The 23,712-nt window shown below is 36.2% G+C and carries 10 protein-coding genes; 3 read left to right on the top strand and 7 right to left on the bottom strand.

Going from position 1 to position 23,712, the window contains the following annotated elements; translation table 11 throughout:
- Positions 1-160: 160 nt before the first annotated feature.
- From AC000W_RS08165 to AC000W_RS08145, 5 genes are all read right to left on the bottom strand, one after another.
- The gene (locus AC000W_RS08165; protein WP_474747457.1) at positions 161-9,382 is read right to left on the bottom strand and encodes a PKD domain-containing protein; all 9,222 of its coding nucleotides are present in this window, start codon (positions 9,380-9,382) and stop codon (positions 161-163) included.
- 254 nt (positions 9,383-9,636) lie between these two features.
- Positions 9,637-12,000, bottom strand: a complete 2,364-nt coding sequence (locus tag AC000W_RS08160) for a GumC family protein (protein WP_474747456.1) — start codon at positions 11,998-12,000, stop codon at positions 9,637-9,639.
- A 28-nt stretch (positions 12,001-12,028) separates the two neighbouring features.
- Positions 12,029-12,802: a polysaccharide biosynthesis/export family protein gene (locus AC000W_RS08155; protein ID WP_474747455.1), complete on the bottom strand. Its 774-nt coding sequence runs from the start codon at positions 12,800-12,802 to the stop codon at positions 12,029-12,031.
- 5 nt (positions 12,803-12,807) lie between these two features.
- Complete coding sequence (locus AC000W_RS08150) at positions 12,808-14,760, bottom strand: polysaccharide biosynthesis protein (RefSeq protein ID WP_474747453.1); 1,953 nt, start codon at positions 14,758-14,760, stop codon at positions 12,808-12,810.
- Entirely contained in the window at positions 14,760-15,848 is a 1,089-nt protein-coding gene (locus AC000W_RS08145) for a DegT/DnrJ/EryC1/StrS family aminotransferase (RefSeq protein WP_474747525.1), read from the bottom strand. Before AC000W_RS08145 ends, AC000W_RS08150 begins: the two co-directional genes overlap by 1 nt.
- A gap of 286 nt (positions 15,849-16,134) precedes the next feature.
- Here AC000W_RS08145 and AC000W_RS08140 point away from each other — a divergent pair, with 286 nt between their 5' ends.
- From AC000W_RS08140 to AC000W_RS08130, 3 genes are all read left to right on the top strand, one after another.
- Positions 16,135-17,532 carry a nucleotide sugar dehydrogenase gene (locus AC000W_RS08140; RefSeq protein ID WP_474747452.1) on the top strand — a complete coding sequence of 466 codons (1,398 nt, stop codon included), beginning with the start codon at positions 16,135-16,137 and terminating at the stop codon, positions 17,530-17,532.
- Positions 17,529-18,548, top strand: a complete 1,020-nt coding sequence (locus AC000W_RS08135; protein WP_474747450.1) for an NAD-dependent epimerase — start codon at positions 17,529-17,531, stop codon at positions 18,546-18,548. The genes AC000W_RS08140 and AC000W_RS08135 overlap by 4 nt, the downstream gene beginning before the upstream one ends.
- A gap of 72 nt (positions 18,549-18,620) precedes the next feature.
- The gene (locus AC000W_RS08130; protein WP_476658670.1) at positions 18,621-19,586 is read left to right on the top strand and encodes a hypothetical protein; all 966 of its coding nucleotides are present in this window, start codon (positions 18,621-18,623) and stop codon (positions 19,584-19,586) included.
- A gap of 120 nt (positions 19,587-19,706) precedes the next feature.
- Here the strand turns inward: AC000W_RS08130 and AC000W_RS08125 are convergent, their stop codons facing one another.
- Both AC000W_RS08125 and AC000W_RS08120 read right to left on the bottom strand, forming a co-directional pair.
- Positions 19,707-20,600 carry a sulfotransferase gene (locus AC000W_RS08125; RefSeq protein ID WP_474747448.1) on the bottom strand — a complete coding sequence of 298 codons (894 nt, stop codon included), beginning with the start codon at positions 20,598-20,600 and terminating at the stop codon, positions 19,707-19,709.
- Between the two features lie 573 nt (positions 20,601-21,173).
- Complete coding sequence (locus AC000W_RS08120) at positions 21,174-23,390, bottom strand: CBM96 family carbohydrate-binding protein (RefSeq protein WP_474747446.1); 2,217 nt, start codon at positions 23,388-23,390, stop codon at positions 21,174-21,176.
- Positions 23,391-23,712 lie beyond the last annotated feature (322 nt).

Here is a 23,712-nt window from a genome sequence, read left to right as displayed (position 1 = left end):
TAACTTAATTATTATGACTACAGTATTGCATTAAAAGTGCTCATGTCAAAAAACCTATATAAAATGGTTCCATTAAAACAGTTTGAACAATGTAGTCACTGCATTGAAAAAAAAGAGGGCGATATAATCGCCCTCTTTTTATAAAACATTTTTTAATTTATTAATTCTTAACCAATAACTCAATACCTATTGAATCACCTTGACTTACTTCTATTGTTATATAATACAATCCATCTCTAAGTCCGAATATTGGAATTTCATACAATCTTTCTACTAATAATTCTTGAGGTTCATATGATTCCATTAATCTTCCTGTAGAATCGTGCAGATTAATTCTGGTTACTACCACACCATCTGGTAAATTCATTACTTGTAGGTTGGCATATACGCTCGCTGGGTTAGGAGCTAATATGGCCTCCATTTCCAGTCCTAAAGTAACATTATCTATTACTTCTATTGTTATGGATGTAGAGTCAGATAATCCTTCCGCGTCTTCAACTGTTAATGTGGCTTGATAAGATCCCGCCGTTTCATAAGTATAGGTTGGATTAGGTTCTGTAGAACTCCCTCCATCGCCAAAATCCCAAGCATAGGTAATGATACCTACATCATCCGTTGAGTCAGTTCCTGTAAATTCAACTTCTAAAGGTGCGTCCCCTGATTCTGGAGTAGCCGTTGCTACTGCAACAGGCGCCTGGTTTCCACCAGGTTCAGTAACTTGAATGGTCACTATTACTGTATCTGTCAATCCACCCCCATCTGTCACTGTTAAGGAAACATCATAGGTTCCCGGTGTTGTGAATGTGTATGTTGGGTCAGCCTCATTTGAAGTACCTCCATCAATAAAATCCCAAACATATGTAATAATACCTACATCATCTGTTGAACCACTTCCAATGAAAGAAACCTCCAAAGGTGCGTCCCCTGATTCTGGGGTAGCCGTTGCCACTGCAACAGGTGCTTGGTTAGGTTGATTTACTGTAATGGTTACTACATCTGTGTCCGTAAGTCCTTCTATATCCGTAACAGTTAATTGTACCTCATAGACCCCTGATGTAACAAAAGTATATGTAGGGTTTGTTTCTGCAGAACTTCCTCCATCGCCAAAATCCCAAGCATAGGTAATGATACCTACATCGTCCGTAGAGCCACTGCCAGTGAAAGAAACCTCCAAAGATATGTCCCCTGATTCTGGAGTAGCCGTTGCAACAGCAATAGGTGCTTGGTTCCCGCCAGGTTCAGTAACTTGAATGGTCACTATAGTAGTATCTGTCAATCCACTTCCATCTGTCACTGTTAAGGATACATCATAGGTTCCCGGTGTTGTGAATGTGTATGTTGGATCTGCTTCATTTGAAGTACCTCCATCAATAAAATCCCAAGCATATGTAATGATACCTATATCATCTGTTGAACCGCTGCCAGTGAAAGAAACCTCCAAAGGTGCGTCCCCTGATTCTGGAGTAGCCATTGCCACTGCAATAGGAGCTTCATTAGATGAAACAACTATAGTTACAATATCAGTATCTGTCAATCCACTTCCATCTGTCACTGCTAAGGAAACATCATAGGTTCCCGGTGTTGTGAATATATATGTTGGGTTGGCTTCTGCAGATGTTCCTCCATCTATAAAATCCCAAGCATAGGTAATGATACCTACATCATCCGTTGAGGCAGATCCTGTAAATTCAACTTCTAAAGGTGCGTTCCCTGATTCTGGGGTAGCCGTTGCCACTGCAATAGGAGCTTCATTAGATGAAACAACTATAGTTACAATATCTGTACCTGTCAATCCACCCCCATCTGTCACTGTTAAGGAAACATCATAGGTTCCCGGTGTTGTGAATGTGTATGTTGGGTTGGCTTCTGCAGATGTTCCTCCATCCATAAAGTCCCATGCATAACTTATAATACCTACATCATCCGTTGAGCCACTTCCTATGAAAGAAACCTCCAAAGGTGCTATTCCAGATTCTGGAGCAGCCGATGCCACTGCAACAGGTGGTAGATTAGGTTGGTTTACTGTAATGGTCACTACATCTGTATCTATAAGTCCTTCTATATCCGTAACGGTAAGTTGTACCTCATAGACCCCCGGTGTAACAAAGGTATATGTAGGGTTGGCTTCTGCAGATGTTCCTCCATCTATAAAATCCCATTCATAGCTTACTATCAATAAATCATCCGTAGAAGCACTTCCATCAAAAGTAACTTCTAAAGGAGCATCGCCTTCCGTTGGAATAGCGGACGCTACAGCTGTAGGAGCTATACCAGTACCAGTTACCTCAATGGTAATACTCTTTGTATCTGTATTACTATCAGCATCACCAACTGTCAAATCCACTAGATAAGTACCAATTTCTGTAAATTCATGAGTTGGGTCAGCCTCAGTTGAGGTTGTACCATCCTTAAAGTCCCATGAATAACTGGTTACACCTATATCATCCAAAGAATTACTTCCAGTAAAGTTCACGGTCAAAGGAACTAAACCGTTAGTAACATCAGCTTGTGGAACCGCAATCAAATCACCTGGTTCGCCTATGTACCATATAAAATCCACAGTTTCATTTCCAGCTGGATCTCCATCATCGGTCACTGTAACAGAGACGTTATATGGGCTATTATCAGCAGCTCCTGGACCACTTACACTACCACCTTGTTGAGATTCAGGTGCATTAAGCACCGCATTAGTGTTATTATTGTATCCCCAATCGTCCACTTTATACAACACCATTCGATCAATGGCATGGCCCAAGGAACGTTCTGAAACTTCCATAGTATAGGTACCTGGATTTACAAACCAAACAAAAATTTCATGATTATCATTATCATAGGTTCTAGCCTGCCAATCATAGGTTTCAGAACTTCCTCCACTTCGATATACTTTGAAGAATCCATCGGCACCAGCACCGTCAGGAGTGGTAGCCGGTGTTACTCTTGAGCTACCTATTGGGAATACAATTTCTGATTGTGCTCCCTGAAGATTAGCAATAATATCAGCCTCGGTTCCTGGGTTACCAACTGTACCATCAATAGCAAAAAACCAAACATCATTATTATTAGGAAAACGCAACCAACTGTCATTTTCATCCGCTGGCACAGGACCTGAAAAGAAGTTTTTCCAATTGAAACGATAGACGCCAGCCTCAGTAATAGTTATCTCATAAGGTATTGTACTACCATTTATATTGCTAAAACTGTTGGTATTGGCAATAATGCCCGTTGCTCCATCCAAATTAGTTATGTCCCATCCTGTAGTATCACCTGATTCGGCCTCAATGACTACCAATCCATTCTCTTCAATAAAATTATCACCACTACCACCGCTAACAAAGCCATCATCAATAGTACCTGTTATGATACCTGTAGTTGTATTTATGGTTAAATCAGGTGGCAATCCTGTAGCGCTATATGTAGTATTATTTGGACTAGTTGCCTCAATTTGTAATGATACAGAGTCTCCTTCGTAATTGTATTGATCTCCAGGATTTGTTACCCCGAATGTAGCATCAGGATTATTGGTCAAGGCAATGTTCAACGTACTTGAATCATTATAATTAATGGTCAAGGTAGCTGTTCTATCTGCCCCGGTACCCGACAATAATACACTTAATATATGGGTTCCATTTGCATTAATCAAAGCATTTGATAGCTCTCCTAATTCTATGCTAAAATCACCAGCATTGGCACCTGTTATTTCCATAGAACGTATGAACATTGCAACATTACCATCAATAACATCCAAGTCAATATCAACGGTTTCTCCATCGTTAAAAATAACCGTATTTTGAGAAGATAACACACTAACAGCACTAGGAGACCCCACAGGGTTGTCTTCCCCTAGAAACTCCATATTCTTTTGATTGCCCCCTGCTCTATTAGGAGAACCTGCCAAAATATGAACTCCTGGACCCGAGACGATTGCTTGTGTACCATGACGCTCAAAATTCATATCGGCCAGTCTATCCCATGATTGGGTTATTGGATCATATTCTTCCGTAACCCTTAAAGCATCATCTGTATTAACACCGTAAACCAATTCATCCTCTACTTCACCACCAATAACAACCAACTTATTGTTGAAATTTACCGCAGAGGCACCTCCACGTGGTGTTGGTATATTTTGTCCACTGGGCAAGGTGCTCCATGTACCAGAAGTAAAATCATAGACATCAACCTCTGGTATAACAGGTTTGAATACACCGCCAGTACCCCCAGAAAGTCTTCCTCCCGCAGCATATAATTTGTCACCTATTACAACCGCAGCAAAATGATCTCTTGCCCTAGGTGCATCCGTTAGCGGTGTCCAAGTTCCAGTTGCAGGGTCAAACTCATCAAATTGTGCAACAAATCCTCCATCATGTCCATCATTGTTTCCACCCACTATATAAAATTTATCATCATAAACCACCAAGCCAGTAGAACCTCTTCTCCTATTGGCTGGTATTTGTGGGCCTTGAATCCACTGTTGGTTTGCCGGATTGAACATCCAAATGTACTCCGTAGGCACTTCGTTAGGAAAAGCATTGTCCTGGAATGCACCGATAACCCATATTAAACCTTGATATTCGGTAGCCTGAAAGTGATTAAACTCCTTAGGTGCTGAATCTGTCAGAGAAGTCCATGAGTCGGAAGTATAATCATAAACATCTATTGTTTGTGCATTTTCACGACCGCCCATCAAATAAAACTTGTCTCCAGCCTGTACGAAAGAATTTTCATGTCTAGCCGTATAATTTTCATTTTCGTCCTTGTCACTCCATGTAAACTGTGTTTCGACTGTCCAAATAAAAACTTGACTAGATGGGGCAGACAATGGTTTTACAGCAGTTACCACAACTGTATGGGTGCCATTTCCATTTGGACCACCAGTTGAAGCCGCTACATTTATAGTACCTGATATTTGACCTGTCGCTGAGTTAATGACTATGCCTTCAGGTTGTCCTGAAATATAATAAATAACCTGTTCTCCAGAATCTCCACCAGTTGCTGAGGCCATAAAATCAACCACATCAAGAATTCCATTACTTTGGTTTGGAATGCTTGCTAATGTCAATGTTGGGCTACCAGTATCCACTAAATACACCTCAATAGCATTGATTAGAGGGTTTTCAACTTCATGACCAAAAGAAATGTTCAATTCGCCATCATTAACTGATACAGGATAGGAAATCATTCCCCCAATCTGGTGACCAAATGTTTCAACTAAATCTAAATCATTTTCTACCAACACCCCTTCGAGTGAAATATCAAAAACACGATCACCAACACCAGCAGTATCCTCAAAACTATTCCCCATATAAAGATTAACCACATAGTCACCATTTTCAACAGTTAAGGTATATTCCATTTCTGGTGAAGCAGACACGTCATAGCGTTCTTCATTAAAAATGCTTAAGTACGTACCATTGTCTATATATGCTGGTATAGAAGCATTTTTAGTGTTAAAAGACATTACTTCGTAGTCCTCTGTGAGTCCTGTATTTACTGTGTAATTATTTCCAGTCTGCGCTCCATTACCCAAATCACCTTCCCAATTGGCGCCAATATCAGAGGCATCAACTTGTGTGCCACCAGCATTAATCCTATACATAAATGGCTCAACAATTTCCCATGAGAAATTAATTACCACTTGGTCACTGGTTAAACCATCACTATCATCTACGGTAATGGTAACATTATAAGGGCTACCAGCAAAGGCATTTTCGTCTATACTACCAAAAATATTCCCATTTGTAGGCTCAATGTCCACACCTGGTGGTAAACCTGAAGCCATAAAATTAAGATTGCCATCACCACCCGAAGCGTATAATGCAAAACTTCCATCAACATCATCACCAGCGAAACTTAATTGATCAGCAATAGAATTCACATAAATTGGTGTATTTGAATCTGAAGCATCCAGTATCTCAATACCATTTACCAATGGGTTCTCTTGAAGCCCATGTAAAAACTCAATATTTATGACACCATCACTAACTTTCACTATATGACTAATCATTGTACCCGTATTATGCCCATAGGTACCTGATAAATCTATATTGTTGAGCAAAGGCAAAGTCACTCCTTCAATAGCTACATCAAAAATTCGTTGTTCAGCCTCTGAAGTTCCAGAAAAACCATTCCCCATATATAAACGGACTTCATAATTTCCTGGCTGTGGAGATACTGGAAAAGAATATGTTACATTGGGGCTCCCTGGTGTATTATCATATCGTTCTGAAGCAAAAATCTCCAAAGGTGTCGTAGTTGTATTTACGGAACCATCGGCACTTGTAATTGTTCCGCTAAAAGTACTGTTACTCCCTGCCATTGATAAATAAACTGAATTAGCGTTATTCGTATCTTCTTCCCAATCGATATCACCGTCAATATTGGCTACCAAAGAGCCTCCTGTATTCACCCTATATAGAATAGGTGGAGTTTCAGTTACAGTTACCGTAAAAGTATCATCAACAAAATTAAGATCTTGGTCTGTTGCCCTAATCGTAATATTTGATACCTCTGCTGTTGGAGGAAACGACAATGTCAATATATTTCCTGCAATACTAGCTCCTATAGCATTGTTTGAATTGTTCTGAACTTCATAAGTAAGGTTAGCTGCACCATTGTCATCATCAAAATAAGTATCCATGTTGATATTTTCATCAACCGAATTTATAAGTTTTTCAATATCAGGTATTCCTTGAACCACCGTAGGGTTTTCTGCCTTAGCATATAAAAACTCCCAAGTACCTTCCAATTCAAAACCTGAAGCATTGGATGTACCGATAACTCCAACAGCCAAATCTGTGTTTGCTTGCTGAATGGCATTTAATATTGCTCCTTGTGCTGCTATGGTACCCAAAGTTGTTCGAGAACCACTATCTAGTTGATATTGTAATGTAACATCCCCTGAAACAGCATTGACTATAAAATAAAAGTCAATGCTTGCACTAGGTCTGTTTGGTACTGGAATAGTAAAACTTAATGGAGTTTGTGCACTATCATTTATTTCTTGTTGTGCAACAAGACCTGAAGGAGTGGCCACAAACTTAATATAATTGCTCTGCGTACCGTCACCAATATAAATGCCCAATTCACCATTAGGTGTGTCCGTATTATTGTATAATTGATTTTGACCCAAAGTAAAGCCTCGAATCTGACCATATACAGTAAAGCCTCCCATGGATTGATCAACTTGAATCCCATACTGAAAACCTTTTTCTTGATTGTTATTAGATTCAAATGCAGAACCATCATTCATTTGCATGGTCAATGCTCCAATGGCACCACCCATTAAATCATCAGGATTTGGGCCGGGTTTATCCAACCAATCCAACCAATTGCTGCCAGTATCTCCATTGTTCATCAAACCAGTTAAACCTGTACCTAAATATCCTCCTAGCCCAGTATCTGAATACAGATCGTTGGTAACGGGTAGTTCAAAAGCATCGCTTCCTCCTGTTGCCGGATTACCTAGTTGAAATGAGTCACTGGCATCCAAGATTCCATCATCATCATCATCATCATCATTAAGATCAGAAATTGAATCATCATCAAAATCACTAGGCTGTGAACCTCCATTACATGGGTCAGTCCCATTATCTTCCTCATCTTGATTGGTAAACCCATCAAAATCATAATCGGCATTGGCATCATACTCTGGATCACTCGAATCCAAACATTCTGTAAAATCTTGAGGTTCCAATACGATAATACCACCAGTTGAGGTATTAAAAAGACCTACCCAAATTGTACCTGGAAAAGGATCTAAATCCCCATTACAGCTTATTCCTAAAGCATTAGAGGCTCCCCCAGCATTTAAACCAGAACTCCATGATTCGTCAAGTGTATTCAAGCTTCCATTAGAATTCAAAGCAACTCTATGTAGTATTCCATTATTTTTACCAACAATTAGATTCCCTTTGTAGAAGTTATTGCCATTACTCGCAGTATACTCATCAATACCATTAGAATTTCTTGGAAAAATTGCGATGGGAATATCATCTGGACCATCTGGGTTGGTAACCGACGGTCCTCGCCAATCGCCTTCAACTGGATTTGCCACCTCAACCGGCGGCCAATCAGCAGGAAGCGCAAAGGAAGGATCATCTGTATAACCAGCTTGTGGATTTGAAGGGTCATAAATTAAAGTTCTATAAGTAGCATTATTGGGATTAGAATCTGGAGAAGTCAACAGACCAGAACCATTAGGGTTTGCACGCGTTGGATTGGGATGTCCCCCATAGAATGTATTAAATGTATAATTCTGAATATCAGTGGTTACCAGTTCCAAATGGTCTTCGTTATCCATACCCTCCCCATTTTCTGGAGTTGCTATATCACCTCCAGGCTCACCAGGGCGGTATGCGTTAGTAGCATTGCCCCCCATGCCTTCATTTTCAGGAAGCCCTCCCCAACCTTCATTGGCTCCATTATCAGTAACATAGAGCGCACCACTTTCAGTAATTACCAAATCGTATGCATTTCGGTAACCTGGAGATAAAATTTGTACAGGACCACCAGCAACAACCTTGCCCTGGTTTAATCCGTCATTACCTCCAAATGGGTCATTTATATCAATACCATTATAACCAGGGGCATCTGGATCGATAATACCATTGGCATTAGCCCGTGTTGGATCATCCAATGTAGGTATGTCGTATTTATATATTCTTCCATTATCAGACTTATCAGTCATTGCTTCAATAGCAGTTAAGTCTATCGCCAATATAGCGGCTGAAAGTGCATATTCTCCTAACAATGCAAAATTAATGGAAGGAGAGCCTCCATTGGCATTACCCCCTTGAGCCACTATAAGATAATCTATACCTCCAATAGTTACAAACTCTAAACCATTTGTGGCATGATTCTCTTCAGAGCGCGGTAGCCCCCTGACCAAATCCGCCACGTCCCAAGAGCTTCCATTCCAATAAAAACGAGTGATAATACCAGAATTAGTATCTAAGCCTGTATCTCCCTGACCTGTTGTAGCCCCACCTACTCTGATATCACTTGAAGCAACATAAATTATCGGATTTGTTGCTGTACCAGCAATTGCCAAACCTGTTGTTTCCCTTTGAGTACTGGAATTATTTGTTCCATCATCATTGTGGTTTTGAATTCCTTGAACACCAGTTAGTGTTTCCATGGAAGTAACCTTATAATCATTAGCACCATCACGTTGAATGGTCATCACATGAACCAAACCTGTATATTCGGTAGCATAAAGTCTTCCATCAGGTCCATAGGTTAGTGACGTAATCCCTGAGGTAAACGTACCTTGACCATTAAGATCTAAATCACTATCCAAAAAACTTAATTGTGCTTGAGCTTTACTTAAAAATATTGTTGTAATCAATATGCACAACAATAAGAAATTGGGGTAATTTTTTTTCATAACGATAAAAATATTTCTAGTATTTTTTTTTATAAACTAAATTGACCGTACTAGTTATCAAAGATACTTTAATGTGCATGAAGCCAGTTGGTTGAAAGAGTAATATTCGTTTAACTCAATTTCTTTATCGATAAAATACAATGACACGTACTTCGTAGTATAGAAGAAGAATAAAAAACAGAATTTACTTACAATTTTTAACGATAAAAGATATGCTGGAATGGCTAAATAAAGTAACCTTTAAAAGAAGAGAATCAAAATTTCCACCATTTTTTTGTTGCTTTTCCATAACCATAACCATACTTGCCACCATATCCTAAATTGGTTAATTTAACATCATTGACTACAAGTGATAGCCCTTTTATTTTCCCTTCGTCCTGCAATTTTTGAGGAAAATCTAGCGCCTTGGTCTCAGTAACACCAGCCCTGGTTACATAAATCAATTGGTTGGCATTTTCACTTATTAATAAGGTATCGGATACCAACATCATAGGTGCGGTGTCAACAATGACATAATCATACTGTTCAGATACCAATTGAAAAAGCTCTTTTAATCTATTACTCATAAGAAGTTCCGATGGATTTGGAGGAATTCTACCTGAGTAAATTACATCAAAAGTATTGTCATGTACCAACATAGAGTTAATAATATCCTTATAGACTATATTTTTATCATGTAGGTAATCCGTCAACCCGTAATCCGATTTATTATTTCCTACCGAAAGTTTATCAATGTTTTTACCGGTAAAAAAATTTTTAAATTTCGGATTACGAATATCAGCTCCTATCAATAAGACTCTTTTATGGGTATTAGCCAAAATCATAGAGAGATTAACTGATAAAAAAGTTTTTCCCTCACCAGGCACACTTGATGTTATAAAAACAATGTTATTCGATTTATTAGGTTTCGATTTTATTAAATAATCCAGATTTGCTCTGATAATGCGTAATGCTTCTGCCAAAACAGAACGGTCATCTTTTGTTATAATTTTTTTCTCTTTTTTAGAAAGTCGAGGTAATTCTCCTAAAATAGGTATTCCATGAACCGCTTTTTCTAAATTATACATGTTATGCACTTTATTATCCAGTAAATCTCGGGCATAGATTATAGAGAAGGGCAATAAAAGACCTAAAATTCCGAAGGCCATATAAATTACTTTGTTTCTAGGTGATACTGGAATATCACTGAAATAAGCACTGTCAATCAATTTAGACTTTGGTGCTGTTGAAGCCACAGTTATTTGAGCTTCCTCTCTTTTTTGTAACAAATAGAGATACAATGACTCTGTGGTTTGTTGTTGTCTTGTGATATCTCTAAGGGCCCTTTCGTTCTTTGGTGCAGAATAAATCTTTGAATTAATGATGGCTTGTTGCCCGCTCAATGTATTCACTTGTAGCCCTAAATTATTCACTGTACTACTTAAACTTGCCTGCATAGTTCTTTTTAAGCTACTTAATTGCTGATCAAGGTTAACAATAACCGGGTTCTTCTCATTAGAACTCTTAAGCAAACGATTTCTTTCTTGTACTAATTGGTTATATTGCTGAGTGGTGTTGGCAATGGTTGGATCGGATAATCCTAAGTTAGCTGGAAGCACCTCAAAACCATCTTGCTGATCCACCATATCTTTCATTGAACCAGCTATATTTAATTGAGTTTTAGCATTGGCCAAATCTTGGCGATTAGCTACCCCTACATTTAAATTTATATTGGCTTCTGAAGCAATATCAGTTACTCCCCTACCAGTCTTAAAATCTTCTGCTGATTGATCAACTGAAGATAAACTTGTTGAAATATCTGCTATTCTTCCTTCAATAAAACTAGACGTTTTATCAGCTATCTGTTGCATGTCTTCAATAGCATTCTTGTTGTAAATAGTAACCAATGCATTAATAATGTCTCTAGCTTTCTCTTTCACAGGGTCTTGCATGCTTATGTCCAAAATATTTGAAAAATCTTGAGGCTTAGAAATAATAATATTTTTTTGATAAATAGTTGCAACTTCTGAAAGAGGAGATACTTGCACTTTAAGTCTTTTTCCCAAGTGATTGACTATATATTCTGTATTGGGTGTAATAACTATGTCACCAATTAGAGTTGTAATATTCTTGCCAAAAGCATATTTCTTGGGGACATCATCTTCTTCAATTGAAAAGCCAAAACTTGTAGTTGAAGAATCTATGTTCAAGTAAAATTCAAAATTTGCTTTATGTATTGTGGAATCAGGAGCAATTATATTAAGGGTTATTGGTGAGTTCTCATAAAGTTCTGTACTTCTAATATTACCTAAGGAATATACTCTAGTATTCAACCCAAGTTTCTTGGTAACTTCAATTAAATTTGATCGGGATGAAATAATTTCAACTTCATCTTCAACATTGTTCTCCATATCTGAAAAAACATCAATGTCTTGTAAAAGATTGATTCCAGGACCTGAACTTTTCTCTTTAAGAATTTGTATTTTTGCTTGTGCCAGATATTTAGGGGTTGAATATCGTACAAAAAGTTGGGCAACAATAATACAGATGATTAATGATAAAACAAACCACTTCCAATGTTTGGTATATTTTCTTATTTCATCGCTAAAATTAAAGTCACTAAAATTGTTTTGACTCATTACCAAGTGGTGTAAATAGTGTTATAATCTAATTTCTAATGAGAATTAGAGTCGATGTAATTAGGATTGATGCGATTGACACGTATATTCCAGCTCTGTTATCAAGGCGTGAGGCTGTAATTGCTGATTGGTTGGGTTCCACATAAACAACATCATTTTGTGTTAAATAATATACTGTAGAACTCAGAACCTCCTTGTCTGTCAAATCAACCTTTGTGTAAACTTTGGTGCCATCAAAATCTCGAATGACCATTACATTATCACGCTTACCTTTTATGGTTAGGTCTCCCGCAAGCCCAATAGCTTCCAAAATTGTAATTCGCTCTCGTTGAATTGAATAAGTTCCAGGATTATTAACCTCACCCAAAATTGTAACAGAAAAGTTCTTTAATCTGATATTGATAATTGGATCTTTTAAATAATCATTCAACCTTTCGCGTAAAAGTATTCTGACTTCTTCGGGTGAAAGACCCGCTATTTTAATTTTACCAATTACAGGAAAATCTATTTCACCATCTTTATCCACCAAGTAATCTACCTGTTCAGGACGCATACCATCTTCCTGTGATCCCCTGAAAAGATTAAATGGCACACTTGCTTCTGGATCAAGGGTTGATATATGGATACCAAGCAAATCGTCAACCTTAAATTTTGGTGAAAAAGTATTTTTATCCACCAAAGTTTCAAAATTATTTGAATTCTGAAAATAAACTACGTCCTTTCTTGAAGCACATGAGGTTATAAACAGAATAATTGTGATTAAAAATATAGAATTAAGGCTCTTTTTTTTTATAATACCCATTGAAACTAATTTATTTGTGTTGATTGAGTTTGTATAATTTTTTTGTTTTCAATCTTGTATTCATCGTTAGTTTTGGACTTGTCAAATTTACAAAGATCCGAGTTATTGGAAATATACTCTGGTACAATTTCTTTCATTAATTGCACAATATTACTATTAAATAACATATTGGACACAAAAAGTTCGTCTATTTTAGATTTTGATAGTTCGTAGTTTAGTTCCCTAACCTTACTTATCATTATTTTTTTATTGTAAGTAGGCAATGTATTTTCCCCATTTGCCAATAGCTCTTCATATAATTTTTCGCCAGGTCTCAAACCAGTAATTTTTATATCAATATCTTCTGGATATTTAAGACCTGAAAGCTTTATCATATTCTTGGCTAGGTCAAATATTTTGACCGATTCTCCCATATCAAAAATGAATAACTCACCACCTTTTCCCATAGCCCCAGCTTCCAAAACCAATTGTGATGCTTCTGGAATGGTCATAAAATAGCGTGTAATATCTTTGTGAGTTACAGTAAGAGGGCCTCCCTTTTCAATCTGTTTTTTAAACAATGGAATAACAGAACCATTTGACCCTAAAACATTACCGAACCTAGTAGTAATGAATTTTGTTTTCTGTTTTTGCTGCATACAACTAATATATATTTCAGCAATGCGTTTGGTCGCTCCCATTACATTGGTCGGGTTTACTGCTTTATCAGTGGATACAAAAACAAATTTTTCTACATTGTGACTTATTGCCAAATCAGCAATAGTTTTTGTCCCCCCAACATTTATTTTAATGGCTTCATAAGCATTATACTCCATTAGAGGTACATGTTTATATGCTGCAGCATGGAATAAAATATCTGGTTTGTGCTCCCCAAAAAAATGGTTCATTCTATTTTTATCCCTAATATCTGCAACAATGGATACAAAATTATGATGCCCAGACTGTTTCAATTCTTGTTGCAAGTCGTACAGTGCAGACTCAGCCTGATCAATAATTATTAGAGAATTATAGTCATAGTTTGCAATCTGCCTAACTATTTCACTTCCAATTGATCCAGCACCCCCAGTTACCATAATGGTTTTACCCTTTAATTCCTCGCAAACTTTAGATTTTTTAATGTTTATTGGCACTCTATTGAGTAAGTCCTCAATCTGGATATTTTTAATCTGTGATGCCTTAAACTCTCCATTAATCCAATCCTGTACTGGTGGTACAATTTTAACTTGGACAGGTAATTCAACCAATCCTTCCACTAATTTTCTAAGTTTGGCATTATCAATCTTATGTATGGCTACAATAATTTCAGAAATATTGTGCTTGTCAATAAGGTACTCTGTTAAATCAGACCTAGTATGCACAGGAAGGCCATTGATACGTTTCCCTCTTTTTTTCTTATCATCGTCTATAAACCCAATTACCTTAGAGTTAGTACCTGTATGATTGGTAAGGGTATTGTATGTGAGAATACCTGATTCTCCTGCCCCATAGATAAACACATTCTTAAAAACCTTAAACTTTGCCACCATATTATGATACATTGCTTTAAAAATATATCTAGAAGTCGTAAGCCCTACCAAGCTAAGAAGGCTATGAATAATTATAATGGAAAGAGGTATAGTGAAACCGTCTATATAATCAAAATGTCGATTGAGAATAATCACAAAAATAATGATGATACTCGAAAGACATATAGCGTTAAAAACATTGTAAATATCTTTGATTCCAGTATGCCTAATAAAGCCCTTGTGAGATCCAGTCATCACAAAAGTCACAGCACCCACAATCATTACAATAGGCAATTGTACCATGAGCTTGGATACATCAAAGTCAAAAGAAAGATTGAATCTGATAATATAAGATAGCACAAATGAAAATGCAATAATCAAAATGTCAATGGTCAACACCAGCCACTTTGATGCATATCTGTTCGAATTTTTTATTAGGTACTTTTTTAGCATTAGCTTAAATTATTTAAGATTAGGGAGGTTATTCTATTTATATCTTCTTCAAGCAAGTTTGATCCACTGGGCAAACAAAGTCCTCTTTTGAACAAATCTGAAGAAATTCCATTGGTGTAACTTTCAAAACATTTGAATACAGGCTGCTCATGCATAGGCTTCCAAAGTGGCCTACACTCTATATCTTCCTCTTGTAAGGCAAGTCTAATCTTTTCCCTATATTCAAAAGATGGTGTAAGTATACAGGTTAGCCAACGATTGCTATAAAACCCTTTAGGTTCTTCCAAAAAATCAATCTCTTCAATGTGATTTAATCTTTCTCTGTAAAAGGCATAATTTGCTCTTCTAGCCTTGACTCTTTCATGCAAAACTTCCATTTGCCCTCTTCCTATACCTGCCAAAATATTGCTCATTCTATAATTATGCCCAATAGAGGAATGCTCATAATGTGGTGCATTGTCCCTAGACTGTGTCGCTAGAAAAACTGCCTTTTTCTTTATATCATCATCTTTCGTTAATAATGCCCCACCACCAGAGGTCGTAATTATTTTATTTCCATTGAAGGATAATATTCCTATTTCTCCAAAACTTCCACATTTTTTTCCATATACTGAACTGCCAAGAGCTTCTGCACTATCTTCCACTACAGGAATTCCATACTTCACCGAAACTTCAGAAATTTTTTGTATTTTATAGGGCATACCGTATAAGTGGACTGCCACAATGGCCTTTGGTTTTTTTCCTCTTTTAATTCTATCCAAGATGGCTTGCTCCAATAGTTCTGGAGAAATATTCCAAGTATCTTTTTCACTATCAACAAAAACAGGATTTGCTCCCAAATAAGTAATTGGATTGGCAGAAGCTGAAAAAGTAAAACTCTGACAAATGACATCATCATCTCTAGAAACACCTAAAAGTTTCAATGCCAAGTGAATGGATGCAGTACCAGAACTAAGTGCTGCAGTACAAACCTCATTATCATAGAAATCTGATATGGCGACTTCAAAAGCATCAACATTTGGTCCCAAAGGCGCTACCCAATTAGTATCAAAAGCTTCTTTAATATATTGTTGCTCAGTTCCTCCCATATGTGGAGAGGACAACCATATTTTGGTTTTTGTTATCAAAATATTGAAACTTGTTTAAGGTTATTTAAAAATCAAATGTAGCCATACTGATTTCCAGTCAAGGTCATAATTCGTTCAAGGCATAAAATTAACGATTAAAGGAATATTAAAAGTGAAATTTGTATGAATATGCTAATTTAGCGTGTCAGTTAACGAAATAAGTAAGTCGTATGTCTTTTTTTGTGGACAATAATGCATAGTTTTTAAAGTTATTATAACATTTGTACAAAAGAAACCTAAATCTATAATGAAAAAAATTAAAAAAATTTGTTGTATTGGTGCTGGTTATGTTGGTGGACCTACCATGGCAATAATTGCGAAAAATTGTCCAGAAATTGATGTCACCGTAGTCGATATTAACCAAAAAAGAATTGATTTTTGGAACCATGACAACCTAGATTTACTTCCTGTATATGAGCCAGGTCTAAAGGAAATTGTTAAAGAAACAAGAGGTAGGAACTTATTCTTTACTACCGGAGTAGACAAAGCTATAGATGAGGCTGAAATAATATTTATTTCTGTAAATACCCCAACAAAGACCTTTGGCAAGGGTAAAGGTCAAGCTGCTGACCTTAAATATATTGAGCTTTGTGCCAGAAACATTGCCAAAGTAGCCAAAACAGATAAAATTGTAGTCGAAAAATCCACGCTTCCTGTTCGGACAGCAGAAGCCATTAAGAGCATATTGGACAATACTGGAAAAGGAGTTAAGTTTGAAATTCTTTCAAATCCAGAATTTTTGGCAGAAGGTACGGCTGTAGATGACTTACTAAATGCTGATAGGGTATTGATTGGTGGTGATGAAACCAAATCTGGCCAAGAAGCCAAAGACACCCTTAGTTGGGTATATGAACATTGGTTGCCCAAAGAAAGAATATTACAGACCAATGTTTGGTCTTCTGAACTTTCAAAATTGGTAGCCAATGCATTTTTAGCACAACGTGTTTCTTCAATAAACTCAATATCAGCACTTTGTGAAAAAACAGATGCCAATGTAGCCGAAGTATCCAAGGCAATTGGCTTTGATAGCAGAATAGGATCAAAATTTTTGAGTTCTTCTGTTGGTTTTGGTGGTTCATGTTTCCAAAAAGACATCTTAAATCTTGTCTATATTGCCAAAACTTATGGGCTGAACGAAGTAGCAGACTATTGGGAACAGGTCATTATTATGAACGACTACCAAAAAAGACGTTTTGCCGACAATATTATTTCTACACTTTATAACACGGTTTCGGATAAAAAAATCTGTTTCTATGGTTGGGCTTTCAAAAAAGATACCAATGATACCCGAGAATCTGCTGCCATTTATGTTGCAGATGCACTTCTGGATGAACAAGCCCAAATAGTTGTTTATGATCCAAAGGTTTCTGAAGAAACTATTTATACAGATTTAGATTACTTGGGAACAAGAAGTCCTGAGGAAAATAGAAAACTCCTTAAAGTGGTCAATAATCCTATGGAAGCCTGTAAAGATGCTCATGCAGTAGCTCTAATGACAGAATGGGATGAGTTTAAAAACTATGATTGGCCAACCATATTTGAGTTAATGTTAAAACCTGCCTTTGTCTTTGATGGAAGAAGAATTCTTGATAGGGAAAAAATGAATGCAATCGGATTCAAATTCTATAAAATTGGACAATCATGAAAATATTGGTGACTGGTGCAGCCGGTTTTATTGGATATCATCTTTGTGAAACTTTATTAAAGAACGGGCATACTCTTGTAGGTCTTGATAATATCAATGATTATTATGAGGTAAGTCTAAAGTATGATCGCTTAAAACAACTAGGGATTAGCAACAAAGAGGCAAGAAAAGAAAATGTACAGTGTTCCAGTGGTATATATGGTGAACAAATGCTCTTTGTTAAAATGGCTTTGGAAGATAGGGAAGCCCTTCCTGCACTTTTCGAAAATCATGATTTTGATGTTGTTTGTAACTTAGCTGCGCAAGCTGGGGTTCGTTATAGTTTGGAGAACCCTACCTCCTATATTGATAGTAACATAGTTGGGTTTTTGAACATTTTAGAATGTTGCCGGCACCATAATATTAAGCACTTGGTTTATGCAAGTAGTTCTAGCGTTTACGGCTTAAATGAAAAGATTCCATTTTCAGTACATGACAATGTGGACCACCCGATTAGTCTATATGCTGCAAGTAAAAAAAGCAATGAACTTATGGCGCATACTTACAGTCATTTGTATGGAATTCCCACTACAGGACTACGTTTTTTTACTGTATATGGTCCATGGGGAAGGCCAGACATGGCTATTTATCTGTTCACAAAAGCGATAACTCAGGGGCAGCCAATAAATGTTTTCAACCATGGGCAAATGGAACGTGACTTCACCTACGTAGATGATATAGTTGAAGGGGTTGAGCGCATCATTGAAAAACCGGTAAAAGAAAGAAAAGACTTATACAAACTCTACAACATTGGTAACAATAGCTCTGTAAAGTTGATGGATTTTATAGAAGCCATTGAAAAAAGCCTTGGAGCCAAAGCCGAGAAAAATATGATGTCCATGCAACCTGGTGATGTATCTAGAACATGGGCCAATGTGGATGATTTAATTACCGATTACGATTATCGCCCCAATACGCCCGTAGCAGATGGAATTCAAGCATTTGTGGATTGGTATAAGGGTTATCATAATCTATAAACTCTCAATTGCTTCCGTAATTAAGTTAGTTGTTATAAATTCTAAAAAAACCAATGTTAATAGGTGTTTTAGTTGAAGTTAAATAAGGAAAAACTGATGGATAAGGATAAAAAAATTAAGGTACTTTACTTCGCTGGATCAGGAAGATCTGGATCTACAATTTTAAATATAATTTTAGGAAATCATCCAAAAGTTTTTGGAGGTGGGGAATTGCAAAATATGGGACAAGTTTACAATGCAAGTAAGATTTGTTCTTGTCAAAGCACATTGATTAATTGTGAGTTTTGGTCATCTGTAGTAAATGATTGGGCATTCAAAATTGAGGAAGATAACATTGAATCTGGCTTTAAAAAATGGAATATGGTTGAGGGGGTTTTTTCACTAAAATCTTGGATAAAGATATATTTTGGGATTGGAGAAAAAGATGCCGAATTCAAAAAGTATTTAAAGAGCACATCAGAATTTTACCGTGCTGTTCAACGACATAGCAAAAAACCGTTTCTAGTTGACATATCCAAAAACCCACTTCGCGCATGGGCACTCGAAAAAAACCCTGATATAGATTTAAGAATGGTTCATCTTGTTCGAGATGGCAGAGCGGTGGCTTGGTCATTAAAAAGGACCGCTGAACGTCAAAATAGAAAAAGACCTACTTGGAGAGCTGCCATGTTCTGGGCATTAATAAATAGAATGACAAATTTAGTAAGGTCTAAGGTGGAACATAAAACTTTAGTACGATATGAAGATTTTATTGAGAACCCTAGAACGGTTTTAAATCAGATTGGTAAAATGGCAAAAATTGATTTTACAGATATCATCAACAAAATAGATAAAAATGATGATTTTAAAATTGAGCATGTTATGGCAGGCAATGGTATTCGAAAGGCCGACACTATAAAATTTGAGACTACAAAAACGGACAGTTGGATTAAGAAGCTAAAACCTGGTAGCAAAAAACTTTTCAAAACTCTTTCATACAGTTCTCTAAGAAAATTTAACTACGCTTGGATACTTTTTTTGATTGACTACTTTCAATAATATTTAAGAAGCAGTTTCAAGCAGCATCGAGAATATTTTTCATTTATCCCGAAGCCATTAAATCAATGGTCTGTAAAAATATTAAATGTCACAAATCTATGACTACTAGGTTAGATCATTCTAACTTAATTCAAAAAGATCAAGAAGCCCCTTTCTTTCCTTTTCTGAAAAGAAAGTTTCATTCCTCTTGTTTTGATTAAATATTTTGTTCTTTTTAAAATAGTCAAAACATGCCTTATCTTGGCTAAGATTGGCATAAGAAAGAATTTCTTGAATTGTACTTTCAGGGTTTTCAATAAAATTGGAATACCCAACCTTTAATACCTCTACCTTCAAAGCATCAATCTCACTTTCAGTAACCTCGACAACTCTTTTTATCTGATAGGCCGTGACTTGAACACTATTTGACTTATTGGCCTCCAACCAATTATAATCATAATCACTATAGGCCCCTTGCCACCAAAATTTGATTATACCCCTATCCTTCCAAAAAGAGACTCGCATAAGTGAATTTACCACAGCAATGGGATCTCTGGTTATATGAACAACCTTTGCATCTGGGAAAATACTTAACAAATAATTTAAACGTGAAGGGCCTGTTATTTTAAACGCTAATCTCTTTTTCCCTTGTTTCTTAACAAGTTTTGAAAAAAAAGAAATAATACGCTTTTTCTCTTCTAAAGTTGCTTTTTCATTGATTAAAAAATCTTTCGAAAAACTTATCCCATCTCTTACCAAGTAATTCCACATTGGATATGCTTCCACCGATCGAAATATAAAATAATTTAATGGGGCCACCCTATTCAGCTGCTTTTTTTGCCCATGAAATCTCCATAATGAGTTATCTGTCAACCTTCTCAAATAATTGATATTTGTATTCCCTATAACTCGAGATTGATATTGGGACGGGTATGCCAATTCTCTGTGCCTCATTACGATTTCAGAAATGACCGATGTCCCTGATCTTGGTGCTCCTAAAAAAATAATAGGTTGTTCCAAATAATTAGTTTGCATATAATCAAATATTTTAATTTCCGTCAGATTTTTTAAATCGTTAGGAAGGTTTCATTAAAAACAAAAAAAGTTTTGGTAATAATAGGCATAGAACTCAATATCGATGGCTAGAATACCCTCTTGTAACATTCAAAGATAGTAAATATGAGATTTGAATATAATATCAATATTTTTTTTAATAAAGCTAAAGAGAAACAACTTTATGAGTTGCAAAATGAATTAAAAGAAGTATTTTTAAGTTGTCACAAGGTGGTAAATGGATAAAAGTCTGTTTTAAAAGTAAGCAGGAAATCATATCTATATAAAACTCAAATAAGTATCACCTCTCTTAAATATAAAATTAAGTATCTATTTATAAAGTATCAAAGAGTTTAATATCTAAGTTTCTATTCATGTTAAAACATTTCTTGCTTTTTTAAAATAAATTGATTGTATTTTACACTCAAAATAATAATATTCTTTGATTACTTCTCTTCAGTTTGGCATTGACAATGTAATTAGGTCTTTAAACAAAAAATGTTTTTATCTTTCTTTTTGTTGCTAAACGAAAGATTAGCTAAATCATAAAAAGAATCAATCGTTAATCTTTAAGTTGTTAGTCCCATCGATTAATGTTTCAAATCCCCCCGCATAGTATTCAGCACATATTTCAAGATTTGTATAACCTGCATTATTGGTAACAGCATAGCCATCCGAAAACATCCAATCTACATGGGTCTTCGACATATCACTTGGGTCATTAGGGTTTAGGTGGGAGTGTTGGTTTTCAAACCAATCGGGCATGTAATCTCCATCTGTATCTGTATATAATGAAGTACCTGGAAAAGTACTTTGCGTCCACGATCCAGTTGCACGATACAAACTTTCTGTGGTATTGTTTTTTGTCTTTGTAAAGTACGATTTATCCAAATCATCAGAACCATAATAAGGTGTACCATCCGTATTAATACCTCGATTATGACCAACACTTGCCATTACTTTATTTGGAACATCAACTGCATCCCAATAACCCTCTGGTGGTGGGTTAAAAGAAAATTGCTGGATGGTAGTAAAAAATTCAGTAGGAACAGGTCCTTTCTCCTGTACAGGCACTCCATAAAAGGTCTTTGCCGATGTTTTAAACCACGTATAAAGGTCAGATTGTAAGTTGCTAGTATTGTCTACATTAATGCCTTCCGCTATATTGAAAGCAGAATAGATGCGGGGTTCACCATTACTCCAATCGCCACCATAATTTAGTTTATTGCCTCTTCTATCTATTCCACTTAAACCACGAGTTACATTCCCTTGTTTATTATAATTTCTATGATAATCAACATTAGGAGTAATATTATATCGAGATAATCTTGCTGACCAATTGACAATAAAATTATTGTAATTTTCAAAATCACCATTGGCATTCAAATTTGGGAACCTATGTGATATATTATAAGTCATGTTTCGTGACCATGTATGATTTCCTATATCAGTTGATGCTGGTGTATCTCCTTGTTTGTTCAATATAGATGCTGTACTATGGTCTGGGTCTGCTTCTGCCAATAGATTATATACAAACGAAGAACGATTCAAAGATGCATCACCTCCTTGTGAATGGGTATTGATATTGAGCGTCCAAGTTTGGTCAAGCCCATACCTTAAACTACAATGGTCAACATAATTACTTGTTTCATTTTCAATTTGCAAATAATTGAGGGCATCAAAACAATCTACGTTAACCGTACATGGTTTTCCTAAATCTGATTGAAGGGTCAAAAATCTAAATATTAGATTACCAGCTCTTGTAAATGTCATTCTAGGGTGGCTTACGGTCAATCCCAATCCTGGTGCCATTTGGCCCCAAACTGCAACATCACCACTAGAAGTGTCATATTCAGCATATGCATTTGAATCTGACACTCTACCCTCTACTTTGATTATTACTATACGTGAACCACTTGCTTCAAAAGCTTCTCGAAAAGAACCAGGCCCAGAAGTGTTTAAGTTTGTTACTTCATAAATTTTAGCAGTAGTAGGGTCCACCCGTGCAAAAGCCCCTGCACCAATAGCAGAAGGAAAGGCTTTTAGTGTATTCAGCGTAATTACATTATCAATTATACTAGTATCATCATCCGTATCTTCATTTCCATTCGTGCTATTTTCTTGGGTGTCCTCATTTATTTTACCAATAAATTCAACAACGAGTTTAGGTCCAGGGTTGTTAGGGCTTTCCTTGGAAGATATTGAAATATCGTCTCCCGATTTTATATTCAAAACAATTGATATTATAGAAGAGTTCAAGTCTTCACTTTCTAAAATTACTCTTTGACTACGGCCAACTTCATAATCTCCATTAATTTCACCTAATAACTCTCCTTTATCAGGGGCATTTTCAAGCGTCAAATTTTCTTCGGTCCAATCATTATTCAACCCTTTAAAAACTTCCAAATGACCATAACCTCCATCAGAATCAGTTGTGAATTCAAGATAAGCCCCAATTATAGTGCCTTCAATAGATGACAGATTAAATTTTAAGTAAGTGGTTCTTGTGTTGTTCTCAACTCGGACAGTGTTCTCATTATATCCCTTGCCATCTTGGAGATAGGCGTCATCGATGGCATTTAACGTTATTGTAGACAATTCTACTTCCGAATCTTCTGAATCATCAGCTTTTTTTTCGTCTATTGATAAAGATCCCGATTCATTTAGAATTATTTCTGCAAACAAATCTGAATCTTTTTGACATGAGCAGAAAAACAAAAAGATAATTAAAATAAAAAGAAAGATAAACGCAGAATTGGGGATACGCATCATAAGTTAGGTTTAAATATAGTAATTCAAGATTCAGTATGCAATATTAAATCAAAAACGCAAAAAATCGACAAGAAGTTGTTTTTTTTCGACGAAATGCAGTCTTTATGTTTTTTATTGGTTCACAATCAACAAAGTTTGCTAAACTTCTCTAAACTAAATTTTTAAGGTGTTTGACTTTTTACTATAGAAGTACGTGGTATATCCTAATCTTGGATCATTAAAGGTGAAATTTTTAACATTAAATTAGAGTATTCTTACCATTTAAAGTGATAACTCTAAATACACTGTTATACGTCTTGTCTGTATTGTGGAAGTATTCTTA

Source organism: Saonia sp. (assembly GCF_056326165.1).
Note: the sequence above shows the minus strand (reverse complement) of the source record. Positions and strands in the feature narration are given on the sequence as shown.

Excerpts from the sequence above, each read along its gene's own strand:
- AC000W_RS08165 (WP_474747457.1), bottom strand. The coding sequence starts at position 9,382 with ATGAAAAAAAATTACCCCAATTTCTTATTGTTGTGCATATTGATTACA.
- AC000W_RS08160 (WP_474747456.1), bottom strand. The coding sequence starts at position 12,000 with ATGAGTCAAAACAATTTTAGTGACTTTAATTTTAGCGATGAAATAAGA.
- AC000W_RS08155 (WP_474747455.1), bottom strand. The coding sequence starts at position 12,802 with ATGGGTATTATAAAAAAAAAGAGCCTTAATTCTATATTTTTAATCACA.
- AC000W_RS08150 (WP_474747453.1), bottom strand. The coding sequence starts at position 14,760 with ATGCTAAAAAAGTACCTAATAAAAAATTCGAACAGATATGCATCAAAG.
- AC000W_RS08145 (WP_474747525.1), bottom strand. The coding sequence starts at position 15,848 with ATGGGAGGAACTGAGCAACAATATATTAAAGAAGCTTTTGATACTAAT.
- AC000W_RS08140 (WP_474747452.1), top strand. The coding sequence starts at position 16,135 with ATGAAAAAAATTAAAAAAATTTGTTGTATTGGTGCTGGTTATGTTGGT.
- AC000W_RS08135 (WP_474747450.1), top strand. The coding sequence starts at position 17,529 with ATGAAAATATTGGTGACTGGTGCAGCCGGTTTTATTGGATATCATCTT.
- AC000W_RS08125 (WP_474747448.1), bottom strand. The coding sequence starts at position 20,600 with ATGCAAACTAATTATTTGGAACAACCTATTATTTTTTTAGGAGCACCA.
- AC000W_RS08120 (WP_474747446.1), bottom strand. The coding sequence starts at position 23,390 with ATGATGCGTATCCCCAATTCTGCGTTTATCTTTCTTTTTATTTTAATT.